At 33.8% G+C, this 22,236-nt stretch carries 14 protein-coding genes; 7 read left to right on the top strand and 7 right to left on the bottom strand.

Annotation, left to right across the window (positions count from 1 at the left end):
- Window positions 1-307: 307 nt before the first annotated feature.
- From HX049_RS14870 to HX049_RS14860, 3 genes are all read right to left on the bottom strand, one after another.
- A complete protein-coding gene (locus HX049_RS14870; RefSeq protein WP_286416824.1) occupies window positions 308-1,495 on the bottom strand; it encodes a porin in 1,188 nt (395 codons plus the stop codon).
- A gap of 29 nt (window positions 1,496-1,524) precedes the next feature.
- Window positions 1,525-2,871: an anaerobic C4-dicarboxylate transporter family protein gene (locus HX049_RS14865; protein ID WP_286416822.1), complete on the bottom strand. Its 1,347-nt coding sequence runs from the start codon at window positions 2,869-2,871 to the stop codon at window positions 1,525-1,527.
- 113 nt (window positions 2,872-2,984) lie between these two features.
- Window positions 2,985-4,055, bottom strand: coding sequence for a type II asparaginase (locus HX049_RS14860; RefSeq protein WP_286416821.1), 1,071 nt, complete (start codon window positions 4,053-4,055; stop codon window positions 2,985-2,987).
- 578 nt (window positions 4,056-4,633) lie between these two features.
- Here HX049_RS14860 and HX049_RS14855 point away from each other — a divergent pair.
- Complete coding sequence (locus HX049_RS14855) at window positions 4,634-6,583, top strand: PQQ-binding-like beta-propeller repeat protein (protein WP_286416820.1); 1,950 nt, start codon at window positions 4,634-4,636, stop codon at window positions 6,581-6,583.
- Window positions 6,584-6,640: 57 nt separating this feature from the next.
- On the opposite strand, the gene HX049_RS14850 is transcribed toward HX049_RS14855, so the two are convergent.
- The 3 genes from HX049_RS14850 to HX049_RS14840 form a co-directional block, all read right to left on the bottom strand.
- Window positions 6,641-7,018, bottom strand: coding sequence for a DUF2752 domain-containing protein (locus HX049_RS14850; protein ID WP_286416818.1), 378 nt, complete (start codon window positions 7,016-7,018; stop codon window positions 6,641-6,643).
- Between the two features lie 9 nt (window positions 7,019-7,027).
- A complete protein-coding gene (locus HX049_RS14845; RefSeq protein ID WP_286416817.1) occupies window positions 7,028-7,381 on the bottom strand; it encodes a CD225/dispanin family protein in 354 nt (117 codons plus the stop codon).
- 107 nt (window positions 7,382-7,488) lie between these two features.
- Window positions 7,489-8,070, bottom strand: coding sequence for a cell wall assembly protein (locus HX049_RS14840; protein ID WP_286416816.1), 582 nt, complete (start codon window positions 8,068-8,070; stop codon window positions 7,489-7,491).
- A 388-nt stretch (window positions 8,071-8,458) separates the two neighbouring features.
- Here HX049_RS14840 and HX049_RS14835 point away from each other — a divergent pair, with 388 nt between their 5' ends.
- The gene (locus HX049_RS14835) at window positions 8,459-8,869 is read left to right on the top strand and encodes an NUDIX hydrolase (RefSeq protein WP_286416814.1); all 411 of its coding nucleotides are present in this window, start codon (window positions 8,459-8,461) and stop codon (window positions 8,867-8,869) included.
- Window positions 8,870-9,133: 264 nt separating this feature from the next.
- On the opposite strand, the gene HX049_RS14830 is transcribed toward HX049_RS14835, so the two are convergent.
- Window positions 9,134-9,715, bottom strand: a complete 582-nt coding sequence (locus tag HX049_RS14830; RefSeq protein WP_006260179.1) for a PhnA domain-containing protein — start codon at window positions 9,713-9,715, stop codon at window positions 9,134-9,136.
- A 303-nt stretch (window positions 9,716-10,018) separates the two neighbouring features.
- Here HX049_RS14830 and HX049_RS14825 point away from each other — a divergent pair, with 303 nt between their 5' ends.
- The 5 genes from HX049_RS14825 to HX049_RS14805 all read left to right on the top strand — a co-directional run bounded on the left by HX049_RS14825 (window position 10,019) and on the right by HX049_RS14805 (window position 22,223).
- Window positions 10,019-11,686, top strand: a complete 1,668-nt coding sequence (locus HX049_RS14825) for a formate--tetrahydrofolate ligase (RefSeq protein WP_286416812.1) — start codon at window positions 10,019-10,021, stop codon at window positions 11,684-11,686.
- Between the two features lie 202 nt (window positions 11,687-11,888).
- Window positions 11,889-14,222, top strand: a complete 2,334-nt coding sequence (locus tag HX049_RS14820) for a TonB-dependent receptor (protein ID WP_286416810.1) — start codon at window positions 11,889-11,891, stop codon at window positions 14,220-14,222.
- A gap of 216 nt (window positions 14,223-14,438) precedes the next feature.
- Entirely contained in the window at window positions 14,439-15,164 is a 726-nt protein-coding gene (locus tag HX049_RS14815) for an OB-fold-containig protein (RefSeq protein WP_286416808.1), read from the top strand.
- Between the two features lie 25 nt (window positions 15,165-15,189).
- The gene (locus HX049_RS14810; RefSeq protein ID WP_006267068.1) at window positions 15,190-17,265 is read left to right on the top strand and encodes a hypothetical protein; all 2,076 of its coding nucleotides are present in this window, start codon (window positions 15,190-15,192) and stop codon (window positions 17,263-17,265) included.
- A 116-nt stretch (window positions 17,266-17,381) separates the two neighbouring features.
- Window positions 17,382-22,223: a DNA repair ATPase gene (locus tag HX049_RS14805; protein ID WP_286416806.1), complete on the top strand. Its 4,842-nt coding sequence runs from the start codon at window positions 17,382-17,384 to the stop codon at window positions 22,221-22,223.
- Window positions 22,224-22,236: the final 13 nt, after the last annotated feature.

Genomic DNA, 22,236 nt, shown 5'->3' with positions numbered 1-22,236 from the left:
AATGCGGATGCAAAAGTAGTATCTTTTCCTTTACTTCCAAACTTATCTTTGAATTATTTTCAAGGTTTTTGAAAACTTTTTCTTAACTATCTATTATATCACCTTTTACGAGTAAAAGTTTTTTATCTTTTTTTCAGAGCTTATAGCGTCATAGCATCTCTATACTATATATACGTAAGGCTGTATGGCAGAATGTATTTAATATTGTACTCTATTATATATAGGAGCATGATACTACCTACTTTTGTAAAAAAGAAAAGCTCTAAGTCAGAAGACCTAGAGCTTATACTTATTATATAGCTATCTATTATAATATCAATAAAGGAGCAACAAATCCTATTGTCAATCTTCCTGTATTATAATTTTCTAATCCTAAATTATTCTTAGCATAAGAAGAATAGTTATAATATCTTCCCACATAAGAAACATAGAATCTCACATTAATATCCTTAAATGGTATATACTGTACCGTTGGTATAAAACCATAACTTGTTCTCAAACGATCTGTACCACTTGTAGCGCTCTCTATATTTTTACCATAAGCGTTACTAGTCATTAATGTTAATGATAAATTTAATTTAGGAGTAACAAGATAATCTGCCTTAATCCAGTTATCCATATAAGATACATTTTCACTTACATGGCCTTTCACTCCTTCTTCTAGTTTATTATTTACCATATAACTCACCATCCCTTTACGATCTAGATCTTCCTTGCTATATTGGAAGTCATACATAATCGTTAATTTACTATCTTGATATTTATGCCCAAGAGACACATAGTTCATCGCTTTACTTTTTGCTTCTTGAAAGTAGCTATAACTATAGTTTGTTTGGAACTTCCCATCAAAGAAATTACCTCTCCAGTTTGCAACAAAAGCCAAAGGCATTTTTGCTTTCTCTAAATTAGTTATATCAAAATCATGATATTGATCTTCAAAATCTTGTGTTCTAGAATTTAGAATCTGTGCCCCAAAAGAATGTCCATTATCTAAAGTATGTGTAACACCTACTCCAGTCAAGAAATTATCTGCATGTTGTAATATATCATTATATTGTAAAATCTCAATTGGATTTAAATCAAACTCATACCCTCCCCAGTCAGCACTCATCTTACCAATGTCTAGTCTAGTTTTAGAATCTAGATAGATTCCTACAAATGCCATATCAATACCTCTTTCAATATGGTCTTTCGTTCCTATTTCAGATTTCTGAGTATATCGATTTCTAAATCTAAAATACACTCTATCGTGTATTTTTCCTTTTATCTCAATACGAGCCTGATTATTATCAAACTCAGAGTTGGTAAAAGTTCCGTTATCAAAGTAACTCTCAAATCCCACTCTAGTATGAAATAGAACGTCTATATTTTTTAACAATCCTACTTTCTCGACGGGGATAATAGGTTTTACAATCGTGTCTGTAGAAGACTGCGGTTCCTGAGCCATTGCTCCCGCACTCACAAACATCGTCATTAATAATAATGCCTTTTTCATTTTCATTTTTTTATTTAATACTTCATTTTTTATAATAAAACAGCTCCTAACAAAAAGCCTGCAGCTACGGCTACGCCAATCGCTACTAATCCTGGAATCATAAAACTATGATTCACAACAAACTTCCCGATCTTAGTACTTCCTGTTCTGTCAAAATTAATTGCTGCTAACAGTGTTGGATAACCCGGTAAAACAAAATCTGCATTCACGGCAGGGAATATTGCTATCAGCGCAGGGTTAGATAATCCCAAAGACAATCCTAGAGGCATCATCGTTTTTGTTGTAGCTGCCTGACTAAACATCAAGGCTCCTAAAATAAATACAGCAATAGCAAAAGTCCAAGGATATGTAGAAACCACATCTGTCATAAATGCTTTTATCACCACTTCATTATGCGCCATAAAAGTAGAACTCATCCACACTACACCAAACACAGAAACGACAGCAGTAGCCATAGAACTAAAAAGACTAACCTTTGTCACAGCTATTGCACTTGTTTTGGTTGTAATCATCATCAGAGCAGAAGCAGTCAATGTAATCATACTTATCACTGCCACCATCTGCAACTCCCCACTAGCCTTAAGTACTAAGCTTGCAGCTCCAGGTTCAAAAACAGGAAGTAACTGAGGAAAAGCACCTGCTAAAACAATTAGTAACACCGCTATAGAGAATATCACAACAGAAGTCTTCGCTCCTTTTCTTAATTCTTTTTTCTCCCCTACCACATCCGCATCAAGACTTTTAGCAAACTCCGGATCTTTCATCTTCTCAATAAATATAGGGTCGTCCTCTAATTCCTTACCTTTCTTAAGAACAGACAAACAACCTATTAAAATACCAATAAGACAGGCTGGTATACACACTTTCATAATATCTATCAAAGCCCCAGGATAAGCTAAAATACTAGCCCCTGCAAAAGCCGCTGTAGCAGCACTCATAGGACTCCCTGTTATCGCTAAGTGAGAGGCGATCACCGATATACTTAAAGGACGCTCAGGTCTAATTCTCTTTTTAGCTGCTACCTCAGAAATAATAGGTAATAAAGAATATAGTAAGTGCGCCGTCCCTGCAAAAAGACAAAAGAAATAAACCGTAAATGGTGCAATAAACACAATATTAGAAGGATTACTTCGAATTACTTTCTCAGCTAATTGCACTAAATAGTCTAGTCCACCACATGCTTGAAGAGTAGCTGCTGTAGAAACAATAGCCATAATCACAAGCATTACATCTATAGGAGGATCACCAGGACGCATACCGAATACAAATACGAATATACTTAACCCAACCATTCCCATGACACCAAGACCAATTCCTTTCATTTGTGATCCGATAAGAATCATTCCTATCAGGATACAGAACTGTAATAGTAACATCGCCACAAATTTTTAATTATACCTTTAGTCTACATTCTATATAAGAGGAGCGCAACACTGTATATAGATTCAGTAAGCGCTCCTCCTATATTAATGGTTATAATTTACTTCTCTTAATATTTGAAGAACATATCTTGAATCGCAGCTCTATCCTTAGTCTCAGTAAGTGCTAACATCAATAAGATTCTAGCTTTCTGAGGACTTAAATCATCTGCTACAACAAAACCAAGTGCATTATCATCCACCTCATTGAATAAAGTCACTCTACCTGCACCCGCTCTTGCCGAACGACAAACTATAATACCTGATTTTGCAGCTGATATTAAAGCTTCTCCTACAGGAGCATTAAAGTTACCATTCCCCATACCAGCGTATACTATACCTGCTACACCTTCTTCTTTTGCAGCAGTTACAGCTCTAGGGCTAGCATCAGCATAACCGTACACGATTTCTACTTGAGGAAGTTTAGTTAATCCTTTTACATTAAATTTCTTTTCTGGAGATCTTAATGTTTTATAATAGTAACTCACTTTTCCATCAAAGATTAATCCTATTGGTCCGAAATTTCTAGACTGAAAAGTAGCCATGTTAGTTGTCACTGTTTTCGTAACATCTCTAGCTGCAAATACTGCTTCATTCATAGCGATTACCACTCCAGCTTCTTTGCTTTCTGGAGATGCAGCTACCATCACAGCATCTAGCAAGTTTCTATTACCATCTTGGCTCATCGCAGTTGCAGGTCTCATAGCTCCTACTAATACCACAGGTTTATTAGAATTTATAGTCAATTCTAAGAAATAAGCCGTTTCTTCTTGTGTATCCGTTCCATGCGTAATCACTACCCCATCAGCCTCATCTTTTTCGAATATCTCATTAATACGATTACTTAATTTTAACCATGTTTCGATATTCATATCTTGACTACCAATCTGAGCGATTTGCTCACCCTTGATCTTTCCAAACTTATGCATCTCTGGTACAGCATTCAGAAGATTCTCAATCGGAATTTTACCAGCAGTATAAGCTGCTTTGGTTGCTGATTCTCCAGATCCTGCAATTGTTCCTCCTGTTGCAAGAATGATTACTCTTGGCTCATCCTTAGATGTATTTGTAGCTCCTTTAGTTTGAGCTTGCATCTGAAATGCTAATAATACACCGAACATTAAACTAAATACCTTTTTCATGGTTACTATAATTATAATTAATCAACTTCTACTTTTTTAAACCAATCTTTTATATCAGAGATAGGTTATTCATATCATTCTATACTACACACTACAACTTTCATTCCCTTTTTTAATTTTCTTAAAAAAAGAATAAAAAAACTAAATACTTAAATCTTAGAACTTCTACGAATACTTTCTCTTAAAAAATTATAAATGTACTGTATCATTTTATTTTTCAAGCTTGTAACTAGAAGCACAAACCTTCCTTATCCTTTAATTTCCAACTATTTTAAAACAAAAAAATATAATCAAAAAAATGACAAATAAAGTCACTTTAACACAATACACATCTAAATAATATATAAAACTACAACAATAATTAACAATATCAAATAAGTAAAAGTAAAAAAGAATAAATAAATATTCAGCAATAATATCTCAAAATACTCTTTATTTTTAGAAATATCTCAATATAAGCAAAAATAAAGTCATCTTAACATCTTTATTTTTTGTTGCATTTATTTGATAAATATTAAAAAATTAAACAAAAAATATTACAATCATTTTTTTAGCTTATTTTTGTTAAAAAAAATATAATGAAAAAGTTTTTAATCAGTGTACTTTTAATAGCCACATCTATTAATTACGCACAACGACAAGCTGATGTTGTTACTAAATTTGACAACAATATCGAATCTATTAGTTTAGTTCCTGCTACGGGAGATATAATTGTTAAGGATAAAGATATTATCTCTAGTTATAATCCTACTACTAATCAAACTACTTGGAAGATTGTAAAAAAAGATTATCAAAGTGATTTTAAATCTACTGCTTTAGGAAGTGTCTTGATGTACTTCGAAGAAGTAGCTACAGAAATAGAAGTACTTCCAAAATCTCCTTATGCAAAAATCAAACTAGATGACAATGATTTGATAATTAATATCTTCAATGGAGATGTTATATTCAACACAAAAGAAAGTAAATCAAGAATAATCAAAACTAACTATATAATAGAAGATAATGCTATTCTATTATTAACAGCTAACGAAAGTGCATTCAACTTTGAGTACCTATCGCCAACAGACAAAAAAACATTATGGAGTACTCAAGTAGGTACTCAAGAGAAAATGTCTGTTTTTAAAACAATCACTTCTTCTTTAAACGTTAAAGAACAACTTTCTAAACTCAAACAAGCTGAAGATATTATTCTAAAAGTAGATAACAAACTCTATATCACAGTCAAAGGCTTTCTATTTAATCTAGACTTGAACTCTGGAGAAATTAAATGGAAAACAGATTATCAAATCAATGACTTTTATTTATCTCAAAACTTAGAAAACATCATCATTATCAATAGTGAAAAATCTTTATTAAGTACAAAAAGTTATCTAAATATCTTAAATGCTAATACAGGAAATAAGCTATGGAAGAATGATATTACTACTAAGTTTTTATCTTATATAGAAGATTGGAATGACAGAATATTAATTGCACACAATACTGGATTTAACTTCTACTCTTATAGCGATGGAAAAAAGATATGGAAAAAAGATGCCAAAGGTAAATCTATTAAACGAGTGATCCCTATTGAAAATAACTACCTGTATATAGCAGATACAGAAATGAATTTAATCAACCAAGAAGGACAACCAAAATGGAAGAAATTTATTGAAATAGCTGATAAATCAGATGATGAAATCTACTTCTTAGATAAAGTAGACAACAACAGAGTACTATACCTTACAGATACTTATGGTAATATGGTAGACTATACTAGTGGTAAAAAAATCTGGAAACGAAATGTAAAATTTAATAAAAACAGACCATTAGCTGTAGGACAAGACGAGAACACAAAAGCATTCTTAGCTTATAACAATAAGAAAATATACAAGTTTGACCCTAACTCTGCAGATGCACCAGAGCCTATCGGAGACAAAATAGATGTACAAAATGACAAGCTAATTACTAGCTTAGAGGTAATCGATGGTGTAATCTGTATCATTGGACAAAACGATGTTATCGGTGTTGGTCAAGATGGAAATGTTATATACCACAACACGTATAAAGAACCAGGAGAAGTAGGAAGACGCTTACTAAAATCAGCATCAATAGCTGGTAATGCTTATATGGGGGCTATGAATGCTAAAAACCAAGCCATAACAAGTGCAACCTATTCTGTATCTTATCGCAATGCTAATGGTCAAGTAGTAGAAAGCAAAGACTATGTATTCAGTGAGAAAGATCGTGCTAAAGCACAAAAAACACTAAATACTCAACAGTCCCTTATGAATGACCTGAATAGTACTATCACCCCATTGGTACAAAACAGATTTAATGCGCTTAAACAAACTGCTGAATACGCTTATGTATTCGCTAAAGGTACTGAAGGAGAAACTACACAACTAGTGAAAGTGAGAAAGAAAGATGGTAAAGAAGTAGATAAAATAGCTATCGACAACAATAGACCTCTATACGAGATAGACCCTATCACTAATAGTATATATTATGTCTATAAAAATGAACTACGCACTTTTAAAGAAAAATAAGAATCTAATCTTCTTATAAATATAAAAGCCCCTTAGTTAACTAAGGGGCTTTCTATTTTACCATATATTTCTGACTATAAAGAATACAATAATAAGCGCTAGAAAAAAATAGGCAAACCAATTCGGAATAGCATATTTCTGCAAAAACTTATCATTCTTTACAATATACACTTCCACTAATGCTATATATAAAAAAGCAAGTAAAGGAAAGTATACTAATATCATTATATTATACTCTAGAGCCTCTCTAAAATGTCCATGTAGTAATGCATGCAAGGCACGCTGTCCTCCACATCCAGGGCATAGCCACCCTGTCTCACGATAGAACATACACGATAGACCACCATTATCATCACTCCCAAAAAACTGATAGTAATAATATAATCCAAAAAGAGGAATTATTAGAAATATGATTCTAAGTATCCAATTCTTCATTATAACCTATTACATATTTTGAGCTGCTCTCACTTGCTCCATAATTGTTTCGAAGTATGCATTTATACCTCCTGCACTCACAATATCAAAAACAGCTTTACCAATAGCGATTACAAATAATAAAATAGCTACTAAAGCTAATTTCTTCGCTGTACTAGCTGCTTTAACAGAAGCCTCATACTCACCGTTTTTATACTTACTAGTAGACTGACTAGACATTACGATAGCAATAATACCTAATATTAACCCAATACACCAGAAAGAACACATCCCTAATACTGTAGAAGTAATAGACAGCCCCATATAGTTATTAGGCTTCTCACGTTGTTCCGTAACTTGATTTTCAAACTGATTAAATTCCATATTTTTTTTATTTTGTTGAGCAAGATAGTTATTTTTATTAACATATATATAACAAAAAAGAGAGGAATTTCCTCTCTTCATTATATCTTATTTGATTGCCACAATATTTATGCAAACTTAGCTATAAACTGCTCTAAGTCATCAGCAAATTGATCTTGCGCATTAGCAATAACTTCATCAATAGCTTCTATTGTAAGTATTGGTTTTAATTTCGCATCAGTACGAACCCAATCCAAGAATTCTTTATTGAACTCTGTAGCATCGAATTCTCCCTCTTCTATCAACTCCTCTTTATCAGGGAAATAGAATTCTTCCATAAACACAACTGCCTCCACATCATAAGCTGATATCTGTAGCAGCTCTTTGATATTTTTAGCAACGATAAACACTCCTCCTTCATCACCAAAAACAACGATAGGACAGTTATCCAAACTTTTTACCGCTTTATCCTGTACCCAAAAAGCATAAATACTACCAGTACTATTAGCTTCTGCAAAAGGAACAAACGAATTTACAAATTCTTCTTCTTCTGAAATAGACTCTATGATTCCTGGATCTTCGTCTATTAAATAGATAGCGTTAGAATAATAAGATGGAATATTCTCAGAGGTCTGAAATTCCAATAAACTTTTAATTTCATTAGGTACTTTATACCCTTTAAATAATGCAGTAAATTCTTCTTTTACCATTGTGATGTTCATTTTCGCCTCTTATCAGGCTTACGGATTTTAAAAATTAAAACTAATGTAATACACTAAATCTTACTCTATACAAGGTATCACTTTAATAGAATAAAGATAAAATATTTTTTAATTGAAAAACATATTTTCACAATAAACTTATATTTTTTTTATCATTCAAGTCAATTGATGTATGTAATTCTTTTATTTGGGTGGTAAAAATACTAAACTTTACTAAATACAACGCTAATTATTTAAATATTAACCAACTAATTTTTGCACCCACCTATTTAAACTGATTTATAAAAACATTCCTTGTTCTAAAAAACTCAAAAACACCTATTGGCTAAACAGTTATTTTTAATAATGCTATCTTTGTCACTTAAAATTGTCCAATATGACAACTCCTAATATTCTATACTTAGCATCAGCATTAATAACAGATCAAGATAACCGATTACTGACAGTTCGCAAAAAAACGTCTACCTATTATATGATGGCAGGTGGTAAAATCGAAAAAGGAGAAACTCCTGAACAGGCATTAGTAAGAGAGTTAAAAGAAGAGCTACACTTAACAATAAACACAAATGAACTAACTCTGTTAGGTACACATAGTACAGAAGCTGTGAATGAAAAAAACACTATAGTCAAAGCTCATATCTATCATATTACAATCAATCATCAAACGCTAGAAGTAGCTTCAGAAATAGCGGAAGCAAAGTGGCTCACAAGAGAAACTTATAAAGAAACTAAACTTGCACATCTATTAGAAGAATTTAGTATTCCTATTTGGTTAAGTTTATTCTAGCTCTCTGATACTACTAAAACACACTCACAGCATAATTACAAAGACCTCCTCAGGCTTCTAGCTTCATCCAGTACTGTACCTATTTTGTTTGTAATATCAACATTATCTTAATATAACACCTAAGTAGTGATTCCGTTATTTATCAAGGATTATCGGAGTCATTACAGACTCATAACGGACACAATACGGACTCAACGCTACCAAAAGTCAATAAAAAAGCCTCTAAGTCTAGAACAAAGAGGCTGTTATATCTGTATAAGCTAATTATGCTTGTTTCTTTACGAATTTGGTTAAGATAACGATTTGTTGACCGTCTATCTTTCCTTCGATTTGCTCTGTATTATCGTGTACTAAACGGATATTTCGAACAGCAGTACCGATCTTAGCATTAATCGTAGATCCTTTTACATCAAGGTCTTTAATTAATGTCACAGTATCTCCACCTACCAAGACATTACCATTACAGTCTTTATGCAGGTCTACACTACCATCTCCTGTATGATCTCCAGTAAGTTTAGCAAACTCTAAAAGTTCATCATCTAAATACATCATCTCTAAACTATCTGCTGCCCAACTTTCGTTACGGAAACGGTTCAGCATACGCCAAGCTACTACTTGTACAGCTGGAAATTCACTCCACATCGACGTAGTCAGACATTGCCAGTGATTAGCATCTAACTCAGCTTTCTTCTCTACTTGCTCTAAACAAGTATCACAAATATAGATTTCTCTATCTGCTTCATTTGCTGCTGCAGGTGGTACTTCATATACATTTAAATGTCCAGTTGCCTCACATAGTTCGCATTTATTACCACTTCTTTCTATTAATTGTGCTTCAGTCTTCATTTATAAAACAATATATTATTAAAGTTGTAAAGATATATGTTATTATTTAGATATAAAAAATAATAAAACACTTCAGTAATTAAACCATTTACACTACACAGATATGAATTTAACAAAATACTTAATTTTTTAGAAGCATTCTAAAAATTGATTCCTAGAATTATGGTTTCGACTTATATGTCATGGTTTTCATTACACAATTCGCCATAATATCTATCCCTTATTTAATTAAGCACAATAGCGATAATTGCCCTTACAAAAAACCTTATCTTTACTCTTCAATAACACAAACTATCATTATAAATGAAAACAGATATCGAAATTGCTCGCGAATGCGAATTAAAGAGAATACAAGATGTAGCGCACGCTATCGGTGTAAATGAAGAAGAGCTTATCCCTTATGGAAAGTATATGGCTAAGGTTCCTTTAGACGCTATGAATACAGAGAACATCAACAAATCAAATTTAATATTAGTTACTTCAATCACTCCTACTAAAGCAGGTATCGGTAAAACGACTGTATCTATAGGCCTAGCATTGGGGTTAAATAAAATAGGTAAGAAAGCTGTAGTAGCCCTACGCGAGCCTTCATTAGGTCCATGTTTTGGGATGAAAGGTGGAGCTGCAGGAGGTGGATATGCTCAGGTATTGCCTATGGAGAATATCAACCTACATTTCACAGGAGATTTTCACGCTATCACATCAGCTCATAATACGATAAGTGCTTTATTTGATAATTATATTTATCAGAATAGAGCTAACGAAAACGGAATTAAAGAAATATTGTGGAAAAGAGTATTAGATGTGAATGACCGTAGCTTGCGCTATATCAACACTGGGCTAAGAGGTAGCGCTAATGGAGTGCCACAAGAATCAGGATTTGACATTACTCCTGCCTCTGAGATTATGGCTATTATGTGTCTGGCGACAGATATAGAAGACCTTAGACGCAGAATAGAAAATATCTTATTAGGATATCGATATGACGGAAGTATGTTTACCGTAAAAGATCTAGGTGTAGCTGGAGCTATTACGGTATTATTAAAAGATGCACTTAATCCTAACTTAGTACAAACTACCGAAAACACTGCGGCCTTTATTCACGGTGGGCCATTCGCTAATATTGCACATGGTTGTAACTCTGTTATCGCTACTAAAATGGCTATGAGCTATGGAGACTATGTCATCACTGAAGCAGGGTTTGGTGCAGACTTAGGTGCCGAAAAATTCTTTGATATCAAGTGTCGCAAATCTGGTTTACAACCCAAACTGACAGTGGTAGTCGCTACTGCACAAGGATTAAAGATGCACGGTGGTGTAGCTATCGAAGATATTAAAGCTAAAAATACAGATGGTATCCGCAAGGGGTTAGAGAACTTAGCTAAGCATGTAGAGAATATTAAATCTTACGGACAAAGCATTGTAGTAGCTTTCAATAAGTATGCAACTGATGATGCAGAGGAATTACAAATCGTAGAGCAATACTGTAAGGATAACCACATTGGATTTGCGATTAACAATGCATTCGTAGAAGGTGGTGAAGGCGCTAAAGCCCTTGCTGAAGTAGTTGTAAACACAATAGCACACAATCCTAGTAAACCTCTTCAATTCCCTTATCAAGACAGTGAAACAATAGCTGTAAAAATAGAGAATATCGCTAAAAAGATATATGGAGCTAATAAAGTAGAGTTCTCCTCTGCTGCTAAAAAGAAGTTAGCCCAACTAAAAAACACAGATATGGACCAATACCCTGTATGTATTGCCAAAACACAATATTCATTCTCTGCAGATGCAACAGCATACGGTGTAGCTAAAGATTTTGACATTGTAATCAATGACTTAGTGATCAATAGAGGTTCTGAGTTCATCGTGGCTATAGCAGGAGATATTATGCGTATGCCTGGACTGCCTAAATCACCTCAAGCACTAAGAATTGACTTAGTAGATGGATTAATAGAAGGATTGAGCTAATTGCTAATATCATATACTATAATGGTAGGGTCACCTTTATAAGGTGACCCTATTCATTTTATAATAACTGTGAAATAATCAAAATTAAACATCTACTATTCAAAACTTTAACTACATATTCCTCTTAATTTACGATCTGTTTTTTTAAATAAAGTGATGCTTTTGTATAAATTTGTTTAGAACAATTCTAAATAAATAGACTATGAAATTACTATCCTCCCGAAAAGAGAAACTGTACATCACACTATTCTCTTCATTATCAATGTTCTCACAGGCACAGCATTTAAATCTTCAAGTAAAAAATCCTTCTGGTCATGCCGTTCCTAATGTAGTCGTAGAGATAAATAATCAAAATGTAGGTATCACCGATGATACAGGCATATTCTCTCTAGTAGATACTCATTCTTCTACTCTTGACTTAAGGTTAAAAGCCTTTGATTATGCTGATTATCATACGATTCTAGAGTTACAAAAAGATACGATTAATAACTTTACAATTACACTTACTACTAATCCTGAGACTATAAATGAAATTATCATTACTGCTGGCCGAAAACCAGAACATACTTCTACAGTCCCCTCTTCTATCACAATACTTACCAAACAAGAAATAGAAACACAAAGTGATATTAATAGTAATATTGGCTATATCTTAGGAAATACAGTACCTGGACTCGCTACAGCCACTAATAAAGTAGCCAATACAGGACAGACACTGAGAGGAAGACCTTTATTAGTCTTAATAGATGGTATTCCTCAATCTCTCCCTTTAATGAATGGAGCCCGGAGTATACGCTCTCTAGATCCTTATGTAATCGAAAGGATAGAAGTAATAAAAGGAGCAACATCTATCTATGGCAATGGGTCTGCAGGTGGTATTATTAATTATATTACTAGAAAAGACGTCGGGAACAAACCATTAAGTGGACAGACTAAAATAGGTACTACTTTTAACCCTTATAACAGTAGCGGAACTATAGGTTATCAAATAGGACAATACTTCTCAGGTAGAATAAATAACATCAGCTATGCTATAGGTGGTCATCTTAAATACAATGGCTTACAAAGAGATGGTGAAGGCTTGCCATTAGGGCAACTAGGTGGACTATCGAATTCTTATGAACGAAACATCTTCACAAAACTATCTTATCAGCTCAATGATTCCTCATCACTACAACTACTCTACAATTATTACACTACCGTACAAGATGAGAAATATAAAACTAAACCAGGACGTTATGGACAGGAGCCTGCTATCGGAATAAGAGGTAGCGAAGGTGGAAAGCCTGTAGGCACACCATACAATCATAATGCTATGCTGACCTATAGTAATAATGCTCTTTATGCTAATACCCGATTAGACATTAGTGCTTACATCACCTCCTTTCAATCTATGAATCGCTATGTACCAAAAGGAACAGTCTGGTATGGACCAGGTCAGACTAGGATAATCTCAAAAAAGAAAGGGTTGAGAACCAACTTTAATACCCCTTTCACCCTTTATAATACTCCTATTGAAATTACTTACGGTTTTGATCTACTCAGTGATATGACTATGCAAGACCTCACAGATGGTAGGATATTAACCCCTCAAATGAAAATGCTAAGCGTAGCTCCTTATGCACAGTTAAAGATACATTTGTTAGATGACTTTATCTTTAAAGGAGGGATTCGATATGAAAATTCGAATGTAAAAATCAATGATTATACCACTATAGCAACAGGCCCTAACAACGAAGGCTCCATAGCTGTCAATGGAGGCAAACTAACTTATAGAGCAACAGTATTTAACGCAGGTATTCGATACGCTAAATATGATTACTTCAATCCATTTATCAGTTACTCACAAGGTTTTTCTCTCAATGAAGTAGGTAAAATATTGAGAAGAGCAGATGCTAATACACTGAATAATTTAGAAACTTCTCCTGTCATTACTAATAATTATGAAATAGGTTTCTCTAGTAAATACAGCATCTTCTCACTACAAACTTCATATTATATAAGCACTTCTAAATACGGTATTAATTTAGTAGATGTAGGAGGATATCTGATGCCTAGTAGAGAACCCGAAAAGATTAAAGGTTTTGAAATAGCTTTAGAGGTGAGAATAATAGAGAACTTAAAAATGGGCGGTACCTTCACCTCTATAGAAGGAAAAACAGAGAATAAAAAAGGTGTCTTAGAATACCTGGGAGGTGATAGAATACCTCCAAATAAAGCGACTGCATTTATTACATACAATCCAATCAATAAAGCGACTCTATCCTTATTTTGGATAAATACAGGAAGCAGAAAACACTTCAGCCCAAATAACAATGGAAAATATAAAAACGGACAAGGCCCGATAAGTGAAATCAATCTATTTAATCTTAGTGCAAATTATACACCTAACAATCATTGGTCACTCTCACTAGGTATTGACAATTTATTCAATAAAACATATTATCCTCCAGTAAGTCAATACAGAGGTATTCACGCAGATTACACAAGAGGAGTTGGAACTACAATGTCAATCCATGCAACTTATTCCTTTTAATAAACCAAATAAACAACCTTTTTTAAGCTATGACTTTTTTTATTCAATAATCTATAATTTATGCTATCTAAACCTCATTTCCTAAAAGAGGTATCCTAAAAGGATAAATTATTTACTCATGTTATAATATTGACAAAACATAACAGAATACTTTCTTAAAATTAAGTTATATTTGGTAAATTTTAAACACATATTAATATAATACGCTATTTATAAATGACAGAAATAATTCATCATTTATTCAATCCTCTTCCTAACGCTATTATGAGCGTATTAATGGGAATAACCTTTATCTATTGGATATTTTCTGCTGTATTAGGAGGGTTTGATGGTTTTGATATTGATATGGATGTCAATCCTGAAATAGATGTTGATATAGACATAGATGCAGATGTAGATACAAATTTTGATTTACAACAGAGTCATGTAGATATCACTCATGACAAAGAAGTGGATGTAGCAGATCATGTAGATGTACGTCAGCCAAGTATCTTTATGCAGATACTTGAGTTTATGAATGTAGGGAAGATTCCTTTCATGATTGTATTGACGATCTTTAAGTTCTTTACTTGGGCCGGTACGTTATTAACTACCACTATTCCTAAGGTAGTGAATCTAGGCTTTTGGTCTGTTGTGATATTAATTCCACTTTCTTTTATAGCGATTATCTTAACGCATTACGCTACACTTCCGTTAGTTAAGTTTTTAAAGAATACTGGTTATCACGGTGAGAAGGCAATAGACTTTATCGGAAAAGAAGGTGTTATGCTATCAAGTATTATAGCAGATAAACAAGGAAATATGGAGGTAATCATCGATCAAGATCCAATCAAGATATTGGTACAGAGTACAGATGGTAACCAAATAAAATATGGAGAGAAAGTCATTATCACTAAAAAATGTGATAAAGAAAATATATTCCAAGTAAGAAGAATACATTAATTATTAACTATAAACACTAAAATCTATGGGTGAGTTTGGCTTAGGGACATTAATAGCTATTATTATAGGCGCACTTTTTCTATTAGTATTATTATTTTTTGCAATACTTGCATCCTTCTATAAAAAAATACCACAAGGTAAATCTATAGTAAGAACAGGGGTTGGAGGAACTAAAGTAGCTTTTAACAAAGGTATTTATGTAATCCCAGTATTCCATAAGATGGAGATAATGGATATCTCTGTAAAAAAACTACAAATCGATAGAATGCAAAACGAAGGTCTTATCTGTAAAGACAATATTCGTGCAGATATTAAAGTAGCTTTCTTTATCAGAGTTAACAAGTCTATAGAAGACGTAATTAATGTGGCACAAACATTAGGTTGTGAGCGAGCAAGTGATGTAGAAACGCTAAGAAACATATTCGAAGCGAAGTTTTCTGAAGCTTTAAAAACAGTAGGTAAGAAATTTGAGTTCATCGAATTATACGAAGCTCGTAGAGAGTTTAGAGAAGAGATTATTAATATCATAGGTAGAGACTTAAACGGGTATATCTTAGATGACTGTGCTATCGACTACTTAGAACAAACAAATATCTCTTACTTAGATCCTCAGAACATTCTTGACTCTGAAGGGATTAAAAAGATTACCGAACTTACTGCATTACAAAACATCAATGCTAACCTTATCCGTAGAGATGAGCAAAAGGTAATCAAGAAGCAAGACGTTGAAGCTCGTGAAGCTATCTTAGAACTTGAAAGACAATTGTCAGAAAAAGAAGAGAAACAACGCAGAGAAGTGGATAATATCCGCGCTCGTGAAGAAGCTGAGATTCAAAAGGTACGTGAAGAAGAACGTCTTAAGTCTGAGAGTGTACGCATCTCTACAGAAGAAAGTTTGGCTGTATTAGAAGAGAATAAACTACGTCAAGTAATCATCGCTGCTAAAAATAAAGAGCGCACTGATGCTGTAGAAACAGAAAGAGTAGAAAAAGACAGAGCGTTAGAACAAACAGAAAGAGAGCGTATCGTAACATTGGCTCAAATCAATAAAGAGCGTGCTGTAGAAGAAGAGAAAAAGACGATACAAGATGTTATTCGCGAAAGAGTACAGCTTGAAAAAGGAGTTGTGGAAGAACAACAAAATATTAAAGACGTAGAAGCACTTCGCGCTGTAGAAAGAGAGAAACAAGTAGGTATCACTCAAGCAAGCAGACAAGCAGAAGAGAACTTAATCAGAACAGTAAAAGAAGCAGAAGCTAAAAAGTCTGCTCAAGAGCAAATCTCTCAACAAATGCTGATCGAAGCAGAAGCAGAGAAAGAAGCTTCTATTAAACAAGCTGAGGCACGTAAGATACTTGCAGATGCAAAAGCTCGTGAAGATGCTACTATCGGATTAGCAGAGGCAGAAGTAATCAAAGCAAAAGCAGAGGCTGTAGAACAACAAAGTATCGTAGATGCTGCAAAAATACAACGTATAGCAACTGCTGAAGCTGCTGGTATCGAAGCGAAAGCGGAAGCGAAGAGAAAAGAAGGGTTAGCTGAAGCGGAAGTGATGAAAGAAAAAGCAATAGCAGATGCTGAAGGATTAAAAGAGAAAGCAAATGCTATGAAGCAAATGGATGGTGTAGGAAAAGAACACGAAGAGTTCAAACTACAACTTCAGAAAGAAAAAGAAGTGGAATTGGCTGCTATCACAATCCAAAAAGACATTGCTCAGTCACAAGCTAACGTATTATCTTCTGCACTTCAGACTGCTAAGATTGATATCGTAGGTGGAGAAACAATGTTCTTCGAAAACATTATCAATCAAGTAAGTCGTGCAAAAGGATTTGACCAATTAATCGACAAGAGTCAGAATGCTCAAGATATTAAACTTGCTCTATTAGGTGATGGTTCTACTATCAGTCAAGGGGAGTTATTTAACAATATTAAGCACTATGCAAGTCAGTTTAATATCACAACTGAAGATTTAAAGAATCTTAGTATAGCATCATTAGTACTTAAGATGCAACAAAACGCAACTGAGGACAATATGGGCCTATTAAGTAATATAGCTGATGCTGTTCAGAGTTTCGGTATAGGGAATAAGAAGTTATCTTAATATATACTAATCACTCTTCTCTATAGAGAAGAGTGATTTTCTACTATTACCCCTACTCTATTTTTAATTTACCTACGTATTAGTCTTATCGTTCTAATACAAAGTATCCTTTATATATGGCTGAATTAGAAAACCAAAATATAGAATCATTAGATTCTAACACTTATGAGATTATACAGAAGAGACTGCAAAGTCAAAAAGGAGATTTAATCCAACGATTAAATGCTCTGAATGACGACCGTAAAGAAGTCTTTACCTCTGTTGATCTAAAACTTATCGCCAATCAACGTATTACGACAGAGAACAACTGTACTGCCAGAGGTATTATTGCCTTTGACACGACTTGTATTTTTGCCTATAACGTACACTTTGGACTTAAGACTGATATTCAGTTAAGTGATGTATTTAGTATATACCGCTTTGAGAACAATCAGTTCTTACCTCAAGCATTAGACTTTATCTATGATGAGAACTTCATCAGCGATTATAAAAACTTATACAAATACTATAGAGACTCTATCTTCAGCAGATTTAAGAAGACTGAGAATTACCTCTATATGGTATTCCAAACAAGTAAGAATGCAGATAACTTAAAAGCTTTTAAGTGGTTAATCAAAGATAATCAATTGATTTATCAAGATGATCGTAGCATTCACGAAGTAGTAAAGAGCCCTCAGTTTGAGTTCAACTGGGTTAAAACTAACCTTGAGAACAGACGCTTAGGGGTACACCCTCATATCTCTATACAAGACAAAGTGTTTATAGAAGCTGTAGGTGGAGATATTACTTTTAAAATAGAAGACAACACAGATAATGGACAAGGGATATACTCTGAGCCTGTAAAGAATATAGATCAACAGCTAGATGATGCCGACTATTTCTACGCTGACTTAGGTAACTTTATCGCTATACGCATTAAACCTTACCAAGAGGATTTCCGTGCTTTTATCTTTAACAATAGAACAAAACAAGTTATCAATGTACCTGCTTTAAACGAGACAGGTATTCTACTTCCTGATGGACAGGGTATCTTATTCTCTAATGGGTATTACCTACAGAATGGGGACTATAAGATATTTGATAACAGTGTTCAAAACTTAGAGTTTGTAAGAACTATTCCTTCTCATAATGGAGAGGACTACTTATACCTATTCTATCAAGCAGAGAATAATATCTATACCCTGATGTCTTATAACATCATCAAACAGCAAGTAGAAACTCCTATCGTATGTAGTGGTTTCACTTTGTTTAACGATGGTAAGTTAATCTATTTCCGTTCAGAGAATGAAGCAGTAAGACATCACGTAGTACAAATATGGGAAACTCCTTATGCTGCTACATTAATAGAGAATAAGGAACAAAAAGAAAATCACCTATACAAAATAGGGAATAAAGACATCGTAAAAGCGATGGCTGAATGTCAAGAGATCATCCACCTCATCGATAAAGAAGATTCGTATGAAGGGCTGTATGGTGATATAGCTAAGAAAGCAAATGACATTATAGATGCTTATTTCTGGATAAGAACCAAAGAGACTAAAAGCTTAGACGAGCCATTAGAGCAGATAAAAAGCATTGCTAATACAGCAATAGATGAGTTCGAGAAAGTACAAGAACAACGCAAAAGAGCAGCTGGTCTATTAACTGACCTAAAAGCGAAAGTAGATAAACAACTCTTTAATGTTAAGAATGCTAAAGGAGATACTTTAGAAGGATTAGTACATCTATTGGCTGAAAACAGAAAGCTATTAGGTGAAGTCATCAGCGCTCGTCAAACGAAGTATGTTGACTTATCTATCTTAGAGAATTATCAAGAGCAATTGGGTAAAACTAATGAATCGCTATCTGATAAAACAATTGCTTTCTTACTACAAGAGCAAGCTCTAGTTCCTTATGAACAAAAAGTAATTGATCAAAAGACTAAAGTAAATGAGGTAGTCAAAGTAATCGATGCTAATGCTATAGATGAAAATTGTAAAGCGATATCAGGTGAGTTAGAACTGCTAATCGATATACTGAACAGTTTAAAAATAGAAGACACTACTCAAGCAACAAAGATTATAGAGAAAATATCTGTAATATTTGCTTCGCTTAATGAGGTGCGTTCTCAACTGAAGAGAAAGATAGACTCTCTTCGTACGAATGAATCTATTGCTGAGTTTCATGCCCAATTAACCTTACTTGATCAAAGTATCATCAACTTCTTAGAGTTATCTAATTCACCTGAGAAGTGTGACGAATATCATTCTAAAGTAAGTGTACAAGTAGAAGAACTGGAGAGTAAGTTTGCTGACTTCGATGATTTTATCTTAAAGATAGCCGATAAGCGAGAAGAAGTATCTAAAGCTTTTGATACGCGTAAAACACAGTTAGTAGAACAAATCAATAGACGTACAAGTTCATTAGAACAGATAGGTCTACGTATATTAAAAAATATAGAGAACAAGTCTTCTTCGTTTAAAACCAAAGAAGAGATACTTGCATTCTTCTCTACTGACTTAATGGTGGATAAGGTACGCCAATTAGTAATCGAACTAAAAGACTTAGGCGATGTCTCTAAAGCAGAGAATTTAGAGAACAGCGTGAAGACGAGTCAAGAGGATGCACTGCGTACACTAAGAGATAAACAAGACTTATTCGCTGATGGAGAAAATGTAATTAGCTTAGGTACTCATAAATTCTTAGTCAACAAACAGCCATTAGACCTTACTATTGTAAGACGTAACGATATTTTGTATTATCACTTAACAGGAACAAGTTTTACTTATCCTATTAACAATGATAAGATATATGCCTATAAGGAGATATGGAATCAAGATCTTATCTCTGAAAATAACGAGGTATATAGAGCTGAGTATTTAGCTTACCAAATCATAAAAGAGTTGCAGACTAATCCTTCATTAGATATTCATGAAGCAGTTAAGTTTAGAACAGAACAAAATTACTCTGAAGGGTATTTAAAAGGAGTACACGACTTTGACGGATTAGAGATTACGCAAGCCCTACTGAAGCTAAAAGCAGAGTTAGGAATATTGACGTATGCTCCTGCTATCCGTGTTTCGGCACAAGTATTCTGGTATAAATTAGAAGCGGAAGTAAGAGAGTCTTTATTGAAGAGTATCAATAGTGCTGCTGCTGTACAAAAGGTATTCCCTAACAGTGCTAATTATCAATATATAATTAGTCAATTAGAGGAGCTATATACACAATGGCAATCTCCATTGCGTGAATTAGCATACAAGAAAGACATAGCACATTATATTTTTGAAGAGTTCTCTTCAGGAGTGTTCTTTACCAAAGCTGGACAAGCTTCTCAGTTAAAGAAACAGTTTGTCGCTTTCTTACAACAAAAGAATGCGAATGTAACCTTTGAGAATGATATTAACGATGCAACCTTATCTACATTAGATGCTTTCTATCTAATACAAAACTGGTTGTATTCTTATATAGATAATGAACCAAGTGCTGCCCTTTACAAAAAGTATATAGACGAAGCTTGTTGTTTACTGTTATTTGAAAAACAGTATAACTATACTTTAAAAGAGAGTACTGATACTGTAGTCTTAAACAACCTAAAAGGGAATCACACTTTAATAGTACAAGATACTTATACATTAGACTATCACGAATATATGCGCAAACTTCAAGTATTCGAGACTGAAAGTGTTCCAATGTTTACAGACTTTATTGCTACTAAAGATATGTTGTTAAGCGAATACAAGAAATCATTAAAAGTAAATGAATTAAAACCGCGTGTACTGACTTCTTTTGTTCGTAATAAACTGATTAATGAAGTTTACTTTCCATTAATTGGAAATAACTTAGCCAAACAGATAGGAGTTTATGGTGATAACAAACGTACAGCACGTATGGGAATGTTATTATTAGTATCTCCTCCTGGGTATGGTAAGACTACCCTAATGGAATACTTAGCCAATGCTTTAGGTCTTCACTTTGTTAAGATTAACGGACCAACTATTGGACACTCTATTACTTCTATTGATCCAACTGAAGCGAAGACTTCTGGTGCTCGTGAAGAACTAAAGAAGATCAACTTATCGTTCGAAATGGCGGACAACGTAATGCTATACTTAGACGACATACAACACTGTAGTTCTGAGTTTTTACAGAAGTTTATCTCTCTAGCCGATGGACAGCGTAAGATGGATGGTATTTTCGAAGGAGAGAGTAAAACGTATGACTTAAGAGGTAAGCGGTTTTGTATCATTATGGCTGGTAACCCATATACAGAATCAGGAGAGAAGTTTCAGATACCAGACATGTTAGCTAACCGTGCAGATACGTATAACTTAGGAGATGTGATTGGTAGTACAGAGCATTTGTTCAAACTAAGTTTATTAGAAAACGCGATTGCTGAGAACACCTATTTTCAGAAGTTGAGTAGTAACTCTTTAGACGACTTCTATAAACTGATTAACCATATCGAAACGAAGTCAGAAGAATCTTTATCCTTAGAAGGAAACTTTAGTGGACAAGAGATAGAAGAGTTTACTGCTGTATTAAAGAAATCAATAACAGTAAGAGATATTGTACTAAAGGTAAACCAACAGTATATCTTAAGTGCAAGTATGGACAATGCTTATAGAACAGAACCTGCCTTTAAGCTACAAGGTTCTTACCGTGATATGAATAAGATGATGAGTAGGATAGTTCCACTGATGAACGATAGTGAAATAGATGAGTTAATCTTAACTCATTATGAGAACGAGTCACAGACCTTGACATCAGATACAGAGGCTAACTTACTTAAGCTAAAAGAGCTTGCTAATCGACTAACAGATGTAGAGCGTCAACGGTGGGAGGATATTAAAGATATCTTTGTTAAGCAAAACAAATTAGGTATGGCAGGTAAAGACAATCAAGTTGCTCAAGTATTAGGTCAACTGATGGACTTTAATCAAAACTTAGAAAGCATTGCTAAAGCAATCAAAAAATAAAATCATCTAAACG

This window comes from Myroides odoratimimus (assembly GCF_030326305.1).
Classification (GTDB): domain Bacteria; phylum Bacteroidota; class Bacteroidia; order Flavobacteriales; family Flavobacteriaceae; genus Flavobacterium; species Flavobacterium odoratimimum_A.
Note: the sequence above shows the minus strand (reverse complement) of the source record. Positions and strands in the feature narration are given on the sequence as shown.

Excerpts from the sequence above, each read along its gene's own strand:
- HX049_RS14870 (WP_286416824.1), bottom strand. The coding sequence starts at position 1,495 with ATGAAAAAGGCATTATTATTAATGACGATGTTTGTGAGTGCGGGAGCA.
- HX049_RS14865 (WP_286416822.1), bottom strand. The coding sequence starts at position 2,871 with ATGTTACTATTACAGTTCTGTATCCTGATAGGAATGATTCTTATCGGA.
- HX049_RS14860 (WP_286416821.1), bottom strand. The coding sequence starts at position 4,055 with ATGAAAAAGGTATTTAGTTTAATGTTCGGTGTATTATTAGCATTTCAG.
- HX049_RS14855 (WP_286416820.1), top strand. The coding sequence starts at position 4,634 with ATGAAAAAGTTTTTAATCAGTGTACTTTTAATAGCCACATCTATTAAT.
- HX049_RS14850 (WP_286416818.1), bottom strand. The coding sequence starts at position 7,018 with ATGAAGAATTGGATACTTAGAATCATATTTCTAATAATTCCTCTTTTT.
- HX049_RS14845 (WP_286416817.1), bottom strand. The coding sequence starts at position 7,381 with ATGGAATTTAATCAGTTTGAAAATCAAGTTACGGAACAACGTGAGAAG.
- HX049_RS14840 (WP_286416816.1), bottom strand. The coding sequence starts at position 8,070 with ATGGTAAAAGAAGAATTTACTGCATTATTTAAAGGGTATAAAGTACCT.
- HX049_RS14835 (WP_286416814.1), top strand. The coding sequence starts at position 8,459 with ATGACAACTCCTAATATTCTATACTTAGCATCAGCATTAATAACAGAT.
- HX049_RS14830 (WP_006260179.1), bottom strand. The coding sequence starts at position 9,715 with ATGAAGACTGAAGCACAATTAATAGAAAGAAGTGGTAATAAATGCGAA.
- HX049_RS14825 (WP_286416812.1), top strand. The coding sequence starts at position 10,019 with ATGAAAACAGATATCGAAATTGCTCGCGAATGCGAATTAAAGAGAATA.
- HX049_RS14820 (WP_286416810.1), top strand. The coding sequence starts at position 11,889 with ATGAAATTACTATCCTCCCGAAAAGAGAAACTGTACATCACACTATTC.
- HX049_RS14815 (WP_286416808.1), top strand. The coding sequence starts at position 14,439 with ATGACAGAAATAATTCATCATTTATTCAATCCTCTTCCTAACGCTATT.
- HX049_RS14810 (WP_006267068.1), top strand. The coding sequence starts at position 15,190 with ATGGGTGAGTTTGGCTTAGGGACATTAATAGCTATTATTATAGGCGCA.
- HX049_RS14805 (WP_286416806.1), top strand. The coding sequence starts at position 17,382 with ATGGCTGAATTAGAAAACCAAAATATAGAATCATTAGATTCTAACACT.